This window comes from Pseudomonas sp. MYb193, assembly GCF_002966775.1.
In the GTDB taxonomy this organism is placed as follows: Bacteria; Pseudomonadota; Gammaproteobacteria; order Pseudomonadales; family Pseudomonadaceae; genus Aquipseudomonas; species Aquipseudomonas paracarnis.
The window spans coordinates 4,067,002-4,081,056 of record NZ_CP023269.1 but is presented as its reverse complement, the minus strand read 5'-3'; the positions used below and the strand labels follow the sequence as shown (position 1 = coordinate 4,081,056).

Annotated in this window: 15 protein-coding genes; 6 read left to right on the top strand and 9 right to left on the bottom strand. The window is 58.3% G+C overall.

Going from position 1 to position 14,055, the window contains the following annotated elements:
• Positions 1 to 49 precede the first annotated feature (49 nt).
• Entirely contained in the window at positions 50 to 1,447 is a 1,398-nt protein-coding gene (locus tag CLM72_RS18470) for an amino acid permease (protein ID WP_105227407.1), read from the top strand.
• Between the two features lie 822 nt (positions 1,448 to 2,269).
• Here the strand turns inward: CLM72_RS18470 and CLM72_RS18465 are convergent.
• From CLM72_RS18465 to CLM72_RS18450, 4 genes are all read right to left on the bottom strand, one after another.
• Positions 2,270 to 5,107 carry a TonB-dependent receptor gene (locus tag CLM72_RS18465; RefSeq protein WP_105227405.1) on the bottom strand — a complete coding sequence of 946 codons (2,838 nt, stop codon included), beginning with the start codon at positions 5,105 to 5,107 and terminating at the stop codon, positions 2,270 to 2,272.
• Between the two features lie 96 nt (positions 5,108 to 5,203).
• Positions 5,204 to 6,166 carry a FecR domain-containing protein gene (locus CLM72_RS18460; protein ID WP_105227403.1) on the bottom strand — a complete coding sequence of 321 codons (963 nt, stop codon included), beginning with the start codon at positions 6,164 to 6,166 and terminating at the stop codon, positions 5,204 to 5,206.
• A complete protein-coding gene (locus CLM72_RS18455; protein ID WP_105227401.1) occupies positions 6,163 to 6,669 on the bottom strand; it encodes a sigma-70 family RNA polymerase sigma factor in 507 nt (168 codons plus the stop codon). Before CLM72_RS18455 ends, CLM72_RS18460 begins: the two co-directional genes overlap by 4 nt.
• Before the next feature lie 89 nt (positions 6,670 to 6,758).
• Positions 6,759 to 7,139 (bottom strand): cupin domain-containing protein, encoded by a 381-nt coding sequence (locus CLM72_RS18450; protein WP_105227399.1) that lies wholly within the window; start codon positions 7,137 to 7,139, stop codon positions 6,759 to 6,761.
• Between the two features lie 185 nt (positions 7,140 to 7,324).
• Between CLM72_RS18450 and CLM72_RS18445 the strand changes: the two genes are divergently transcribed.
• Positions 7,325 to 8,041, top strand: coding sequence for a class I SAM-dependent methyltransferase (locus tag CLM72_RS18445; RefSeq protein ID WP_105227398.1), 717 nt, complete (start codon positions 7,325 to 7,327; stop codon positions 8,039 to 8,041).
• Between the two features lie 36 nt (positions 8,042 to 8,077).
• On the opposite strand, the gene CLM72_RS18440 is transcribed toward CLM72_RS18445, so the two are convergent.
• From CLM72_RS18440 to CLM72_RS18435, 3 genes are all read right to left on the bottom strand, one after another.
• Positions 8,078 to 8,443, bottom strand: coding sequence for a hypothetical protein (locus CLM72_RS18440; protein WP_105227397.1), 366 nt, complete (start codon positions 8,441 to 8,443; stop codon positions 8,078 to 8,080).
• Positions 8,444 to 8,480: 37 nt separating this feature from the next.
• The gene (locus CLM72_RS28995) at positions 8,481 to 8,648 is read right to left on the bottom strand and encodes a hypothetical protein (RefSeq protein WP_168220157.1); all 168 of its coding nucleotides are present in this window, start codon (positions 8,646 to 8,648) and stop codon (positions 8,481 to 8,483) included.
• A gap of 102 nt (positions 8,649 to 8,750) precedes the next feature.
• Complete coding sequence (locus CLM72_RS18435) at positions 8,751 to 9,305, bottom strand: cytochrome b (RefSeq protein WP_105227396.1); 555 nt, start codon at positions 9,303 to 9,305, stop codon at positions 8,751 to 8,753.
• A 428-nt stretch (positions 9,306 to 9,733) separates the two neighbouring features.
• Between CLM72_RS18435 and CLM72_RS18430 the strand changes: the two genes are divergently transcribed.
• Positions 9,734 to 10,462 carry a hypothetical protein gene (locus CLM72_RS18430; protein ID WP_105227395.1) on the top strand — a complete coding sequence of 243 codons (729 nt, stop codon included), beginning with the start codon at positions 9,734 to 9,736 and terminating at the stop codon, positions 10,460 to 10,462.
• A gap of 40 nt (positions 10,463 to 10,502) precedes the next feature.
• Here the strand turns inward: CLM72_RS18430 and CLM72_RS18425 are convergent, their stop codons facing one another.
• Positions 10,503 to 11,045, bottom strand: a complete 543-nt coding sequence (locus CLM72_RS18425) for a GNAT family N-acetyltransferase (protein ID WP_105227394.1) — start codon at positions 11,043 to 11,045, stop codon at positions 10,503 to 10,505.
• 160 nt (positions 11,046 to 11,205) lie between these two features.
• Here CLM72_RS18425 and CLM72_RS18420 point away from each other — a divergent pair, with 160 nt between their 5' ends.
• On the top strand, positions 11,206 to 11,439 hold the full coding sequence (locus CLM72_RS18420; RefSeq protein ID WP_105227393.1) for a hypothetical protein: 234 nt from the start codon (positions 11,206 to 11,208) through the stop codon (positions 11,437 to 11,439).
• A 6-nt stretch (positions 11,440 to 11,445) separates the two neighbouring features.
• Here CLM72_RS18420 and CLM72_RS18415 read toward each other — a convergent pair whose 3' ends face one another.
• A complete protein-coding gene (locus CLM72_RS18415) occupies positions 11,446 to 11,940 on the bottom strand; it encodes a GNAT family N-acetyltransferase (protein WP_105227392.1) in 495 nt (164 codons plus the stop codon).
• Between the two features lie 119 nt (positions 11,941 to 12,059).
• Here CLM72_RS18415 and CLM72_RS18410 point away from each other — a divergent pair, with 119 nt between their 5' ends.
• Positions 12,060 to 12,575, top strand: coding sequence for a GNAT family N-acetyltransferase (locus CLM72_RS18410; RefSeq protein ID WP_105229167.1), 516 nt, complete (start codon positions 12,060 to 12,062; stop codon positions 12,573 to 12,575).
• Positions 12,576 to 12,852: 277 nt separating this feature from the next.
• The gene (locus CLM72_RS18405; RefSeq protein WP_105227391.1) at positions 12,853 to 13,944 is read left to right on the top strand and encodes a hypothetical protein; all 1,092 of its coding nucleotides are present in this window, start codon (positions 12,853 to 12,855) and stop codon (positions 13,942 to 13,944) included.
• Positions 13,945 to 14,055 lie beyond the last annotated feature (111 nt).

The window sequence follows — 14,055 nt, the reverse complement described above, 5'->3', positions numbered from 1 at the left end:
TCGGGCACTTAAGGTGAGGGTCATTGGCCGCCCGAGAACAACAAAAACAATGACTAGCCTCAACTGCAACGATTCCAACGGTCAGCTGGCGCAGGGCTTCAAGCCGCGCCATGTGACCATGTTGTCCATCGCTGGCATCATCGGCGCGGGGTTGTTTGTCGGCTCCGGGCATGCGATCGCCGCCGCCGGGCCAGCGGTGTTGCTGGCTTACCTGTTTTCCGGCCTGTTGGTGGTGCTGGTCATGCGCATGCTGGGGGAAATGGCGGTGGCGCGCCCGGACACCGGCTCGTTTTCCACCTACGCCGACCAGGCCATCGGCCCCTGGGCGGGGTTCACCATCGGCTGGTTGTATTGGTGGTTCTGGGTGTTGGTCATTCCTATCGAAGCGTTGGCCGCCGGGCATGTGCTCAACCAGTGGTTCCCTCAGGTTGATGCGTGGCTGTTTGCGTTGATCTCAATCGTTCTGCTGGTGATCACCAATCTGTTCAGCGTGGCCAAATACGGCGAATTCGAATTCTGGTTCGCCATGGCCAAGGTGATTGCCATCGTCGGCTTTATCGGCCTGGGCTTCAGCGTCCTCATGGGCTGGATCCCAGATCGCGAAGCCAGCGGCTTGAGCCGCTTGATGGAGGAACACGGCGGGTTTGCTCCCAACGGCCTGTCGGCGGTGGTGGGCGCGTTCATTACCATCATGTTCAGTTTCATCGGCACCGAAGCGGTGACCATCGCCGCGGCGGAATCGAGCAACCCGGCGCAGAACATCGCCAAGGCCACCCGCTCGGTGATCTGGCGCATTGGCGTGTTTTACCTGCTGTCGATCTCCGTCGTGATTTCCGTGGTGCCCTGGAACGATCCGCTGTTGGCCTCCGTGGGTTCCTATCAGCGCGCACTGGAAATTATGAACATCCCCAACGCCAAATTCATGGTCGATGTGGTGGTGTTGATCGCGGTAGCCAGTTGCATGAACTCCTCGATCTACATTTCTTCGCGCATGCTGTTTTCCCTGGGCAAACGCGGCGATGCGCCAGCAGCGCTTAAAATCACCTCGAAGGCGGGCGTGCCCAGGGCGGCGGTGATCGCCAGCACCATCATCGGTGCGGGCGTTACGTTGCTGAGCTACTTCATGCCGGCCGGTCTGTTCCAGTTCCTGCTCGCCAGCTCCGGCGCCATCGCGTTGTTGGTGTACCTGGTGATCGCTATCTCGCAACTGCGTATGCGTCGGTTGCTGCTTCGGCAGAACGTCGAACTGACCTTTCGCATGTGGCTGTTTCCGTGGCTGACTTACCTGGTGATCGTGTTCATCTGCCTGGCCCTGGGGGTGATGATGGTGACGCCGGAACACCGCACCGAAGTGTCCTCGACTATTGGCCTTGCGTTGGTGATCTCCTTTATCGGCCTGGTTACGTCGCGTCAGCACAACCGGGCAATTAAGCCGGTTGTGGTGTAACAAGCCTGACATAGCCAATTCTTTGTGGGCGGTGTTGTTGTCGGGAGTTGTGCTTGGCGCGATGGCCCTGCCAACCGGTTTGAACCCAGCACTGCCGAACCCCTGTGGGAGCTGTCGAGCTTTAGCGAGGCTGCGAAAGCGATGGTTCAGGCGATGAGGATGTTGCCTGTGCCGCCGCCATCGCAGCCTCGCCGGGGCTCGACAGCTCCCACAGTTGGGCGGTGTTGTTGTCGGGGGTTGTGCTTGGCGCGATGGCCCTGCCAACCGGTTTGAACCCAGCACTGCCGAACCCCTGTGGGAGCTGTCGAGCTTTAGCGAGGCTGCGAAAGCGGTGGTTCAGGCGATGAGGATGTTGCCTGTGCCGCCGCCATCGCAGCCTCGCCGGGGCTCGACAGCTCCCACAGTTGGGCGGTGTTGTTGTCGGGGGTTGTGCTTGGCGCGATGGCGCTGCCAACCGTTTTGAACCCAGCACTGCCGAACCCCTGTGGGAGCTGTCGAGCTTTAGCGAGGCTGCGAAAGCGGTGGTTCAGGCGATGAGGATGTTGCCTGTGCCGCCGCCATCGCAGCCTCGCCGGGGCTCGACAGCTCCCACAGTTGGGCAGTGTTGTTGTCGGGGGTTGTGCTTGGTGCGATGGCCCTGCCAACCGGTTTGAACCCAGCACTGCCGAACCCCTGTGGGAGCTGTCGAGCTTTAGCGAGGCTGCGAAAGCGGTGGTTCAGGCGATGAGGATGGTGCCTGTGCCGCCGCCATCGCAGCCTCGCCGGGGCTCGACAGTTCCCACAGTTGGAATGTGTGCCTTTCGAGAGTTGTGCCTGCCCCTGTCAGAACTTCGTTTGTAGACCCACCCTGAGTGTTCGGCCCGGTGCCGGCATAAAGCTTTGCGCCAAGGGGGCCAGGTAGTAGCGGTCGGTGAGGTTTTGCAGCGAGACATTCAGTTGGGTGTGGTCCTGCAATTTGTAGTTGAGGAACAGATCCACCAGCGTCACTTCGCGATAGACCAATTGCGGCGTGGTGGCGCCTGTCTGCCAAGGTTTATCGGCGGTCACCGTGGGGCCGGAGGTGTAGGTGATGCGCGTGCCGACCGTCAGCGACTGGTCGAAAAAGCGTAGGCCGGTGATCAGGTTTGCGGCAAAGCGTGGCGGGTTCTGTGTGTTGGTGTAGGAGCCCATGAAACTGCCGGGCGTGCAGTTGGGCGTCTGGCTGGTGTCGCGATAGCGGTTACTGCTGGCACGCAGGCGAGCGGCGAACGCCGAGTCGCAGGTTTGGGTCTTGAGGTAGTAGGTGGATGACAGGTCGGCAAACACACGGCCGGCATCGTAATGGGACTGCAACTCCAGGCCGCTGGTCTTGAAACTGTCGGTGTTGCTGAATTGCATCAGGCCCATCAGGCCTGGGCTGGGGTCGTAGTAACGGGTGATGTAGTTTTTGATGGTGTTGTTGAAGTACGCCAGTTTGATCGCCGCCTCATCGTCAGCCACAAACAGGCCTTTTTGGAGGGTGCTGGCGCCGATTTCCCAGTTACTCGAACGCTCGGGCTTCAAGCCTTTGCCGGGTAAAGTTTGTAATACGCCCTGGCTGGTCTCGAACAGCGACGGCATCCGCAGGCCCTGAGTGTAAGAGGCGTAGACGAAGGTGTCGGGCGCCACCTCCAGGTTGATGCCGAAGGCAGGCGCAAACGCACCGCCGCTGTTGCGGTTTTTTCCGGAGTAGTCATAACCGCTGACCACTTCGCCCACCTGGGGCTCATACACCGTGGTATCGGTGGCCCCGAAATCGTTATAGCGCGGGCCTTCAAATGGGTAGTTGGTGTTACTGAAAACGATGCCGTTGTTCAGGCGCGGGTCGGTAGCGTCGGTGTAGTCCCCGTTCAGGTCGGGGAACCAGAGCATGTTGCCGTAGGCCCCGGCCTTCGTGGCTGACACGTAGCGCAACGGGCGCTCTTCCCGGCGCGCCGTTGAAAGCGGCACGTGGTCTTGTGTGCGGTAATAGGTATAGCGGCCACCGCCCCATAGTGTCAGGCGGTCCACGGGTTGGTATTCGAGCTTGCCGTTGAGGTTGAATTCCTGGCGTGAACCATCGCGCAAACTGCGGTTGGCGTTGATGTCATGCTGGGTGGTGACCACGCCTTTTTGCGGGCGCAGCTCTTCGATCTGGAAGCCACCGCCCAGGTCCAGCTTGAGGTCACCATAGTCGCTGGTGAACCGCGAGGTATTGGCCAGGTCGCCGCCGATGCGACGGTTGGCCTGGCGGCTCCAGTTGCGGTCCGAACGGTAGGCTTGGGAAGCGGGCGCGAGCACTGAAGTCAGTTGGCTGGTTTGCGCATCGGTCATCCACAGGCTGGTGGTAAGGTCCACCAGCGGGTTATTGGTGGGCAGGTAATGGTAGCGCGCGGTATAGGTGTCGATCTGGGTATGGCCCAGCGGGTACTGGTAGATGCCGCCGGTGCCGAACCGAAAAATGTCCGACGGCATGATCTCGCCGATGTGCCCGTTGTAGCGCTGGTAACCCAGGTCAAAGGTGTGTTCGTCGGTGGGGCGGAGGGTGGTCTTGAGCAACCAGGATTCGGTCTCAGCCGACGAATTGAGTACTTCTTCGCCGGCGTTATAAGTGCTGGCCACCGTGCTTTCTTCGTCGCCATAGCGGTCGTAGGTACGGTAGCGATCCTGGCCCTTCTTGCCCGCAAAATAGTTGCCTTGATTGCGGTGAGCGTAGGCTGCGACTACATCGAACAGGTCATGGGTGTAGGCAAACGCGGCGCTGCCGGATTCGGCTTGGGAGCCGAACAACCCGCCACGGTTTCGGTGCGGTTCGGCGTACAGGCTGCCCTCTGATGAGTGACCGTCGCGGTAGGCGGGCGCAACGCCGTTGTTCCACGTCTCGCCCTTGAGGCGCAGGCCGATGTTTTGCCCATCGCGCAGAATGTCTTCAACTCCCAGGGTACGCATTTTAACCGTGCCGCCGATGGCGCTGGAGTCAACGCTGGGGCCCTTGTCGATGGTCACGTCGCTGATCAAATCCGGGTCGATGTAACTGCGCTGCTGGGTGCCGGCGTAGCCGCGATACACATCCAGTGCTTGCTGCGCGCCATCCACCGTAACCGCCACGCGGCTCTGGCCCTGGATGCCGCGGATGTTTACATCCAGGCCGCCGCCGTTGCGGCTGTCACCCACCTGTACGCCGGGCTGGCCTTTGAGCAGGTCGCCGGCGGAGATCACGCCAAAGCGCTGCATGTCCTCGCCGGAGATATACACGGAGGAACGCGGCGCCGCATACACCTGCTGTTTTTGCGGGTCTTCGCCGATGACTTTCTGCGTGGGCAGCGCAAGGGCCGTGCCGCCCTGGTACAGCTCGTAGCTGCCATCGGCCAGGCGCTGATAAACCAAGCGCGTGCCTTCAAGCAGCTTTGTCAACGCGGCTTCGGTGGTGAAGTCGCCGGTCAGGCCCTGGCTGTTCTTGCCGGCAGTCAGCGTGGCACGCCCCGCCATGCTGATGCCCGCCTGCACGCCAAAGCGCGAGAGCACCTGATCCAGCGTGCCGGCGTCGATGTTGAAGTGCTGGCGCTCATCGGCAGCCAACACCGCCGCGCCGCACAGCGGTTGCAAGGCAAGAAACAGCAGGCCGACGGTGCGGCTGCGCAGAACATGGAGGGGGGAGGTCATGCAGGGCTCCTGAGGGTGAAGGCCCACCTGTTTCGATGGGTTATTCCCATAGGCCAAGCGACGAGGAAAAAACTGCGCTGTATGACAAAAATATTTTCAGGCCGGCACCACGGTCACCCAATAGCGCGTGCGCCGCTCAATGCGCACCGGCAGCGCTTGGGCGAGCAGGGCCAGGGCGGCATCGGTATCGTCGAGCTGGAAACTGCCGGTGACGCGCAAGCCCGCAACGGCTTCGCCACAGCGCAAAATCCCTGGGCGATAGCTCGAGAGTTCGGCCAGCAGCGCGTCCAGGCGCATGCGTTCGGCAGGCAGCAAACCTCGCAGCCAGGCCTGGGCGAGGAACCCATCGACAGGGACCGCCGCGGCGACCCCCTGGCTGTTCACCTGGGTGCGCCAACCTGCTTCCAGCCGCAGGGGCAGTGGGTGGCCCCGCGTATGCACCTGCACCAAGCCGCGCAGGACCGTCACCTGAGTGCTCTGGCGGTCATGGCGCACCAGCAGATGAGCGCCCGGGCTGTGCAGCGTCGCGTCGGGTGTCTTCAGTTGCAGTGCTCGCGATTCGACGGGCGCGTCCAGGGCCATCTCGCCCTCGACCAACTGCACGCTGCGCTGTGCGGCGTTGAAGTCCAGGTTGACCGCGCTGGCGGTGTTCAGCCACAACGAACTGCCGTCCGCCAACCGCCACTGGCGCCGCTCACCGGTGCTGGTGCTATAAGTGGCCAACGCCGAACGCACCACAGTGGACTGCGCACCTTGCCACGACAGCCCGCCGAGCAGGCCGACGGCGAGCAGGGCCTTGAGCACCTGGCGGCGTTGGTGTGGATCATTGCCGGCAGCTTCCAGCGCCCGTCGCGTGGTGGCATCCGCCAACAGCGCCGCCCCCGGCTGCAACGACAACGGCAAGCTGCTGACGCGCTGCCAGGCATATTCATGTTCGATATTGGCTTGGCGCCATTGCTGCAAAGCCAAACAATCGGCAGCGTTCATCAGCCCGGATTGGCTTTTCACCAGCCAGTCGATAGCGCTGTCGCGGACCTGCGGATCAACCGGCAGGCTCATTCAAAACGACTCGCGTAACACACGCTGAACGCCTTGCCCATGGCCCGCTGCACCTGAGCCACGCTGAGGTTCAACTGCGCGGCGATTTGCGGGTAGGTCAAGCCGTCGAGCTGGGACAAAAAGAAAATCCGCCGCACCGGCATCGACAGCCCCACCAGCAATGAGTCGAGTTGCAGCAGGGTCTCGATGGTCAGCAGCCGCTCCTCCGGCGAAGGCTCCAGCGCTTCGGGCCGAGCGGCCAATGCGTCCAGGTAAGCGCGTTCAATCGCCTGGCGCCGCCAGCGGTTGATCAGCAAATCATTGGCAATCTTGGCCAGAAACGCCATGGGCTGGCGCAGCTCGCCCACCTCTTGGCGTGAACACAACACGCGTACGAAGGTGTCGTGGGCCAGGTCCTCGGCATCGGCACGGTGCCCCAGACGTCGATGCAGCCAGCCCCGCAACCACGTGCGATGGCGGGTATACAACTGCTCGACCGGCGAGGCGGTGCTGTCGTTGAACATGTGAGATTCGCTTGGCTTAAATGATAACTCTTCTCATCTTATGGGTTTTGGTTAAGGGTTGTACAGCGCTAAGCAGCGTACGCTTGCGCTCAAATCCACTGATCGTTGACTGCCGTCCGCTCTCCGCCTTCGTGCCCGGTGTTCAAGATGCCCCTTGGCTCGATCATCATCAGCCTGGCTTCACCTTCGGCCGCCGTCCTGTGCTCAATGCCACGCGGCACCACATACAACTCACCCGGCTTCACATACACCGGGCCATCCGGCAGGTCGATACGCAGCGTGCCTTCAAGCACCAGGAACGCTTCATCGGTTTCGGGGTGCGAATGCCGAATGAATTCGCCCTCGATGCGCACCACCTTGAACTGGTAGTCGTTCATTTCGGCAACCACTCTTGGGCTCCATTGTTGGTCGATAAGCGAGGCTTTTTGCGCGAGGTTTATCGGTTGGGCGGGTTGCTGTAGGTAAGTCATGCTGAGCCTTCCTGTCGGTGAGAAGGCCAGATTATCCGGGCCGACAGGTCATAGGCTTGTACGATCCTGCAACCCTTCCACTCCTACACCCCCGCATTCCCCACGGGAATGCAGCGCATAAAATTAATGCATTTTTCTTACTGCGACGGTTAACGTAATTTGCGTCAAGGCCACGGAGAACCGCCTTGAACTCATCCTCATCCAACCCTGCTGAAAAATTCGATACCTCAAGAGCCAACGAGTACGCACGACAAAGCCGTATCGCGCTGGCGGGCTATGACGCGTGCCAGGATCTGGCAGCCTGCATGCTCGCGGCGAGCCTTGGCGATGCCCCCTCGGCCAAGGTACTTGTGGTCGGCGCCGGCGGTACGGCGCAGGAGATCATCGCCATGGCCAACCTTGAACCGGGCTGGCGCTTCATGGCGGTTGATCCCTCCCAGCCGATGCTGGACGCGGCAAGGCAGCAGTTGGAAGCCAACCACTTGCTTGACAGAACCACCCTGCATCTCGGGACGCTTGAAGACCTGGCAGCAGACGCGTCATACGACGCCGCGACCTTGATCGGTGTGCTCCACCATCTGGAAGGGGATGACGCCAAGGACCGGATGCTGCGGTCGATTCGGGCGCACCTGAAACCGGGGGCACCGCTGATCGTCGCGGGCAATCATTACGCGTATGCCAGCCAGCCGTTGCTGCTGGCGGCATGGGGCCAACGGTGGCGTCAGCATGGCGCCACCCCGGACGAAGTGAAGGCCAAGCTCGGCAAAATCCTTCAAGGCGCCGACCCACCCCATTCCGAGGCCGCAGTTCAGAAGCTGTTGCATGACGCTGGCTTCGGCGACGCGATCCGTTTCTTCAGCAGCCTTTTCTGGGGGGCTTGGTTGACGTGCAAAGTGGGGTAGCGATGTTTGCCCTTGCTCGACAACCGGTGGCGCGATTCAGATCGCCCGGAGAGTAGCCAACCGCCGACGCCAATCGCCGCCATGCCGAAGGTGGCATTCCTCTTCGGAGTCGAAACTGACGCAGCGGCCGATGTTCGGGACGTGCACGTCAGCGTCATCCAGCGCGGCGGTAGTCAGCTCGCGCATACGGGCGTCCGCGCCGGTCGCAAGGGCGCGAGCCTTGCTCGCGACGTTGTCGAACACCCAGATCACCCGCAGGCTTTGGGGAAAAGCACAGTAGTCGACGGTGTGGGTTAACCAGTCGAAGCCCGGGATTTCGACCTTTGCGATCTCGCAGGCGTCGGTCAGGGCCGCGATGAGACGGCGTTCGATACGGGCGTGGTCGCGTGAGGCAGGCGGCATAAAGGAAATCCGTGAATCCTGGGAGTGGGTTGGGGCGTCAGGCGATAGGCTGATCAGAGCGGGCGTTATTGAAGCGCGGGGCGCAAGTGTTGCCACTCATGTCCTCGGCAACGATATCCGGGTCACCCCGCTCTTGTTCCATCGCCAACTCGGTGGAGAAGGGTACCGCAATGCAAGTGGCCTGGTCATTGCAGCGAAGTGTCATCGACCATCGGCCTGGTCACGGCGCGCCAGCATGGGCGGGCGATCAAGCCGGTGGTGTGGGAGCAATCCTGACAGCGCGGCCCTACCTGTGGGCCGCGTCACTTCAGTGCTGGCGCACCCCTCTTGTCATTCGCCGCAGTACCTGCTTATCGCCCTGCCAATAGTGCATGACCACCGCCCCGACATGCCCGAGGATAAGCACCAGCATTGTCCAACCCAGCAAGCTATGAAAGTTGCTGCCCAGACCAACCATCCACTGGATTTTTTCCCCCTCGAACCCCTCCATGACCGGCACGCCAAACGCAGAAAAAGCCCGGCCGGAGCCGTACTGGCGGATCATCCCGATCAGCGGGATCATGAACATCAGTGCATACAGCATGCCGTGCCCGGCGGCGGCGACACGGCTGACGCTGAGTGGGCGCCGGTGTCGGCTCAGCAGACTCCAGCCGGCACGTAGGATCAGCAACACCAGTAATAACAACCCCACGGGTTTGTGAAAGGGCCACAGCCATTTATCCAGCGTTGAGTCTGACGCCAGGTAATGGGTTATGGCTGAGCAATAGATCCACGCAAACAACAAGAACATCAGCCAATGCACTGCTCGGCTTACCGAGTCGTAGTGTTCACGTGACCCAGCAGGTGGGGCGCAAGTCGTCATTGTCGTATCCTTCTGGCGAGTCGCCTTGCGTTCTTTTTCAAGCGCATTGAGGCGACAGATGATAAACGGCCAGACTGAATCTGGCGGTGACCAGATCATATACAAGGAGACACAGGCAGCGGTCGTGTCGAAACATCAAGAAAACATGCATCCCTCAGGGTGTGATCTGGATGCCCAACGGCATGGGCGTAGCCTGTTCAAATCCACCGAGCATTTTCAGCCGTACGCTCCCCACCTTCATGCCCGCTATTCAAAATGCCCCGTGGCGAGCCTTCGAGCACCAGGAATGCTTCGGGCGCGTGTTCGTTCTTGCGCAGGGCGTGGAACGATCAAAAGCTGTGGCGAGGGAGCTTGCTCCCGTGACGGTCTAAAGCTGACGCGTTTATGGTCGATAACCCGTATGAACCCGCTAATCAAGGACCGATTAAATGGCACTTTCCGTTAGCCCTGCCTATATTCCACCGGCCAATCTCAACCTCACGCCTTCTGAGCAGAAGCTCGTACCCCAGGCGTCGACGGACCCCGCCAAGCAAGCCCTGGCAAACGCCGGCCCCGCGGCCATTTACCATCCCAGTGAAGCCGCGACAACCACGGCACAAGCCCCGGAGGCCGTTGATACCTGGGTCGGTCGCTCCGAATCGCCGCACTTTCCTCGTTTCGTAGACATGTTCAATGGCGCGCAAAGTGCGCTGAAAGCTTCCTTCCAGACATTCGAAGCGAACCTGGCAACCACTGCGCCCGACCTGGCCAGCACCGGGTACGGTTTTACCGTTGAGGCTGACGGCCGGCTGAAAGTGCTCGATACGGCTGGCCAGCTCAGCCGTGAGGCGACCGAGAGGCTGACGGTTCTGCTCAATCAATCCGTTGAGCTGAAAGCCACAGCCGTGGCCTACCGCAACGCCGCCATCGACATGGTAGACGCAGGTTCACCCTGGTCTGGAAGCACCCTGGGCTACTACAGCCTGACCAATGAAAACTTCGCCAGCACTATTGATCTGGCGCCCTTGTTCAGAACGCATGACCCGTCGGATATTAAAGCGGGCAGGAACCAGTTTTTCATAAACCAATTGTCTTCCAACGGCGAGCGCGCGACGCAAGAGACTGAGCGGGCGATGTTGGAGCGGCGGGCTGCCCAGAGGTTCAGCACCCAGGCTTGATTGGCGCAACCTGCGGTTGTCTCGGTGGCAGGGGGCGCGCTTATTGTTCAGGGTTGATCAACGATCTCAACGTATGGTCCTCCCAAACGCCAGCAATCTTCAGATAGGCTCGCGCATGTCCTTCTTTTTCAAACCCCAGCGACTCCAGAAGGCGTTCACTTCGCACATTGCGGGGTAAATGATTGGCCATGATCCGGTGAAGACCCAACTGCTCAAAGCAATGACGGTTAGTGACCTGAAGTGTTTTTTTCATCAGGCCGCGACCCTGGGCAGATTCCGCCAGCGAGAAGCCGAGATGACAGGCCTGAAAAACGCCCCTCACAATGTTCGTGTAGTTACACCGCGCTAGAACCTCTCCGCTCTTGGGTTCAAACAAGAGGAAACACAGCGCGTTGCCAGCGTGCATATTGTTGACCTGCTGCTCCACCCTGGCCTTGGCGTTGCCAGTGGTGAAGTATTCCTCGTCCCGGAGCGGCTCCCAGGGTTGCAGATGCCTGCGATTGACGCGTTCGTAACGGCTGACCCTCTCGAAATCGTCGGCCCACAATGGCCGAAGGCAGTAGCCCTCAACGCAATACTCCATAAGCCCCTCCAGATTTACCAATGGCCCCATCTGACTGCGTAGCCGCAAAGAATAGCGCCGCTGCGCGTAAAGCGACCCCTTTCATGGCAAACAGGTCTACCATGCCAGCCCCGGCAGTGGTTCCACTCGCTCCCGAACTCAATTTTTCAAGGTAGCGATAATGTCCATCGACCAAATCTCCCTCCCCAAAGGCGTCGGCCTCCACGCCGCCAAGCTGCTTGACGCTATTACTGGCGCCTCCACCCATGAAGAACTCAACCGTGCTGGCGGTAAAGCCGAGGGTTTTGTGCTGGGGCTGGAGGCCACCAAGGCGATCAAAAGCCAAATTGCAGAGTCGCTGTATGTGGCATATGACGACGCGGCGAGCAATCGGGCTGGTGAACTGAAGGGCTAGTGCACGTCAGCCCATGGTTGCGGAATGAGCGCCAATCGCCGGAATAGGCTGACGAACATAATAATTGTCGAATTCACTGCTTTCGATGAACTGGAAGCCATGGCGGGTATAAAAGCGATTCGAAGCGCTTTCTTTGAGAGCCCCCACTTTAATGGGAAGCGCCGCTGCATCCGCCTCTTTGAAAATCTGAGAGAGAACAGCAGACCCTACCCCTGACCCCTGCGCGCCCGGCCTTACATACAAGTGGTCGAGCAAGAGTTCATGGTGGTGATGTTTGATCACGACGAAACCCACCCTCTCTCCAGACGCCTCGATATAGCGTGTGTCGCGAGCTTCAAAGCCGCCAAGAAACCGCTCCCGCGCACGCACTGGGTCAAATCGCCCAACACGCTCCAGGCTTTCGCGCATGGCCTCGATTCGAATAGCTACCAGATTACCCAAGTCGCTTTGTTGAACGGGGACCAAAATGATGGGGGAATTTTGATTGGGTGCGACGGGCATATTGTGTGCTCCAACTACCATCCTGGGGGCTCAGTATAGAGAGCCTGATACTGATGAAGCGACCCGCATGGTAGGTTCACGGCATACATGGAGTAACGGACCCCAGGAACGAAATGGCCATGCCAGTGGACACCCACCCAATCCGCATTCTCTCGCAACGCCTGAGCATTGAGCCCTTCTGTGAGCAGGACGCTGTTGAGTCCTTCGCTTGTATCACTCCGGCACTGACTCGCTACATGTCCTGGGAACCGCCTGCCTCGCTGGAAGAGTACGCGCAAGTCTGGGGGCGGTGGCTGCCTGCGATAGAGGATGGCAGCGACATCGTGTTCACGGTCAGGGAGTTGGTAGGTGCTCGTTTTACCGGCTTGGTCGGGCTGCACCATACCGGCAGTGAAACACCGGAGTTGGGTATCTGGATCCGTGAAGATAAACACGGGCTGGGGTTTGGTGGTGAAGCGGTGCAGGCGGTTGTTCAGTGGGCTAGCCAGTGGGTGGTGGCAAAACACTTTATCTACCCTGTTGCGACGCAGAATAGTGCGAGTCGGCGTATTGCCGAAGCTTTGGGGGGAGTGGTCATCGAGAGGCGGATGGCAGAGAAATATGATTCGGTTGTGTACCAGATACCGGGGGCTTAACCCGGTTTATTATGTTGGCTGGATGCCTGCTCTTGGCCGAGGGAGGTCTCTGGTGAAAGGTTGGTTTCGGCCAGAAGCTGCTTGTCGGAAGCGTCTAGAAAATCCGGAGCATGCAATATCACATAGAAATTCATTTAGAATATTGGATCGGTGGGGGCATGCTCGAAAAGTATTTAAAAACACGCCTAGCCTGAAGTTGTTTCACGTGCAAAGAACTTATTGACAGGTACGGGCATTAGACGTGCAAAGACTTATATTCTAAGGAGCTTAAGCAAGGATGAAAACTGTATATGTTCTCGGGGCCGGTTTTTCTGTTGAAGCAGGCGCTCCAACACAGGCGGCCATCTTGCGCGAGGCATTCAATCTCTACAAAGATAGTTCTCACAACTTCGAGTCTGTAAGGTTTGAAGAGTTTATTAGCTTCCTCAGAGAACAGTTGAATGTGACAGATAGTGGGTTTTCAGATATTGATCTTGAGGATATATTTACACCGCTAGACCGATGCTTGGCTGAAAGCTCTCAATTCAGAGGGATCAGTCTGGATAAAATCATGAAGGTCCGCGAGTCTGTGTTTTATGTTGTTGGTCGCACCCTCCAGCTTTTACTAAACAGGACTAATAAATCAAAAGACTACATAGATCATTTTGCAAATCACATCACTAATTTGTCTTCGGTACGGGCTGGCATTGCATACAAAAGAAGTGATCCTGTTAGCGTGATTAGTACGAACTGGGATATTCTTCTTGATAATTCAATCTATAAATCTCTGCTAGCGAATAAGCAGTACGATGGGGTTGTGGACTATTGTTGCTACATTAGCTCTAAAGACGAAGGTGATGCAACAGTAACTCCTGGCCTGGAAAAGCTTGGCCAAGGCGGCTTTAACGTAAAGCTACTAAAACTTCATGGCTCCCTAAACTGGTTGCAATGCCCAAGATGTGCAAGGCTTTATGCTAAGTTTTTTGAAAAGGAGGCCATGCATAGTTTTGAGCATGCTACTTCATGCCGTCATTGTGACAGAAATTTCCCTGAGGAAATGGGCAAGCATTTGCTTGCTCAGAACTTAATAATGCCAACCTATTTAAAAAATTTGTCAAACCCTCAATATAGAATTATCTGGCAAAATGCCGGCATTGAAATTTCAGAGGCGGACAAGATTGTCTTCATAGGGTACTCGTTGCCCCAAGCGGATTTTGAAATGCGCCAATTACTTTCAAGAATGACAAGAAAAAATGCAAAAATACATGTAGTTGACTACCTCTCTGACGAAAATAGTGAGGCTTTAAAGCGCCATTGGTTAAAATTTTTTGGAGGGCGAGAAATAACCTTTAATTTTGATGGCGCAAAATCATTTGTTAATAGCTTGTAGTCGTTTAGTCCTTCGCTGGCGTAGCTCTAGCCAGCGGGGTGTATCGACCAGTGGAGTTAGTTATAATTGGTTTTTTTTGAATTTTGGTAACTGACCATTCTCTACCGATAG

Excerpts from the sequence above, each read along its gene's own strand:
- CLM72_RS18470 (WP_105227407.1), top strand. The coding sequence starts at position 50 with ATGACTAGCCTCAACTGCAACGATTCCAACGGTCAGCTGGCGCAGGGC.
- CLM72_RS18465 (WP_105227405.1), bottom strand. The coding sequence starts at position 5,107 with ATGACCTCCCCCCTCCATGTTCTGCGCAGCCGCACCGTCGGCCTGCTG.
- CLM72_RS18460 (WP_105227403.1), bottom strand. The coding sequence starts at position 6,166 with ATGAGCCTGCCGGTTGATCCGCAGGTCCGCGACAGCGCTATCGACTGG.
- CLM72_RS18455 (WP_105227401.1), bottom strand. The coding sequence starts at position 6,669 with ATGTTCAACGACAGCACCGCCTCGCCGGTCGAGCAGTTGTATACCCGC.
- CLM72_RS18450 (WP_105227399.1), bottom strand. The coding sequence starts at position 7,139 with ATGACTTACCTACAGCAACCCGCCCAACCGATAAACCTCGCGCAAAAA.
- CLM72_RS18440 (WP_105227397.1), bottom strand. The coding sequence starts at position 8,443 with ATGCCGCCTGCCTCACGCGACCACGCCCGTATCGAACGCCGTCTCATC.
- CLM72_RS28995 (WP_168220157.1), bottom strand. The coding sequence starts at position 8,648 with ATGACACTTCGCTGCAATGACCAGGCCACTTGCATTGCGGTACCCTTC.
- CLM72_RS18435 (WP_105227396.1), bottom strand. The coding sequence starts at position 9,305 with ATGACGACTTGCGCCCCACCTGCTGGGTCACGTGAACACTACGACTCG.
- CLM72_RS18430 (WP_105227395.1), top strand. The coding sequence starts at position 9,734 with ATGGCACTTTCCGTTAGCCCTGCCTATATTCCACCGGCCAATCTCAAC.
- CLM72_RS18425 (WP_105227394.1), bottom strand. The coding sequence starts at position 11,045 with ATGGAGTATTGCGTTGAGGGCTACTGCCTTCGGCCATTGTGGGCCGAC.
- CLM72_RS18420 (WP_105227393.1), top strand. The coding sequence starts at position 11,206 with ATGTCCATCGACCAAATCTCCCTCCCCAAAGGCGTCGGCCTCCACGCC.
- CLM72_RS18415 (WP_105227392.1), bottom strand. The coding sequence starts at position 11,940 with ATGCCCGTCGCACCCAATCAAAATTCCCCCATCATTTTGGTCCCCGTT.
- CLM72_RS18410 (WP_105229167.1), top strand. The coding sequence starts at position 12,060 with ATGCCAGTGGACACCCACCCAATCCGCATTCTCTCGCAACGCCTGAGC.
- CLM72_RS18405 (WP_105227391.1), top strand. The coding sequence starts at position 12,853 with ATGAAAACTGTATATGTTCTCGGGGCCGGTTTTTCTGTTGAAGCAGGC.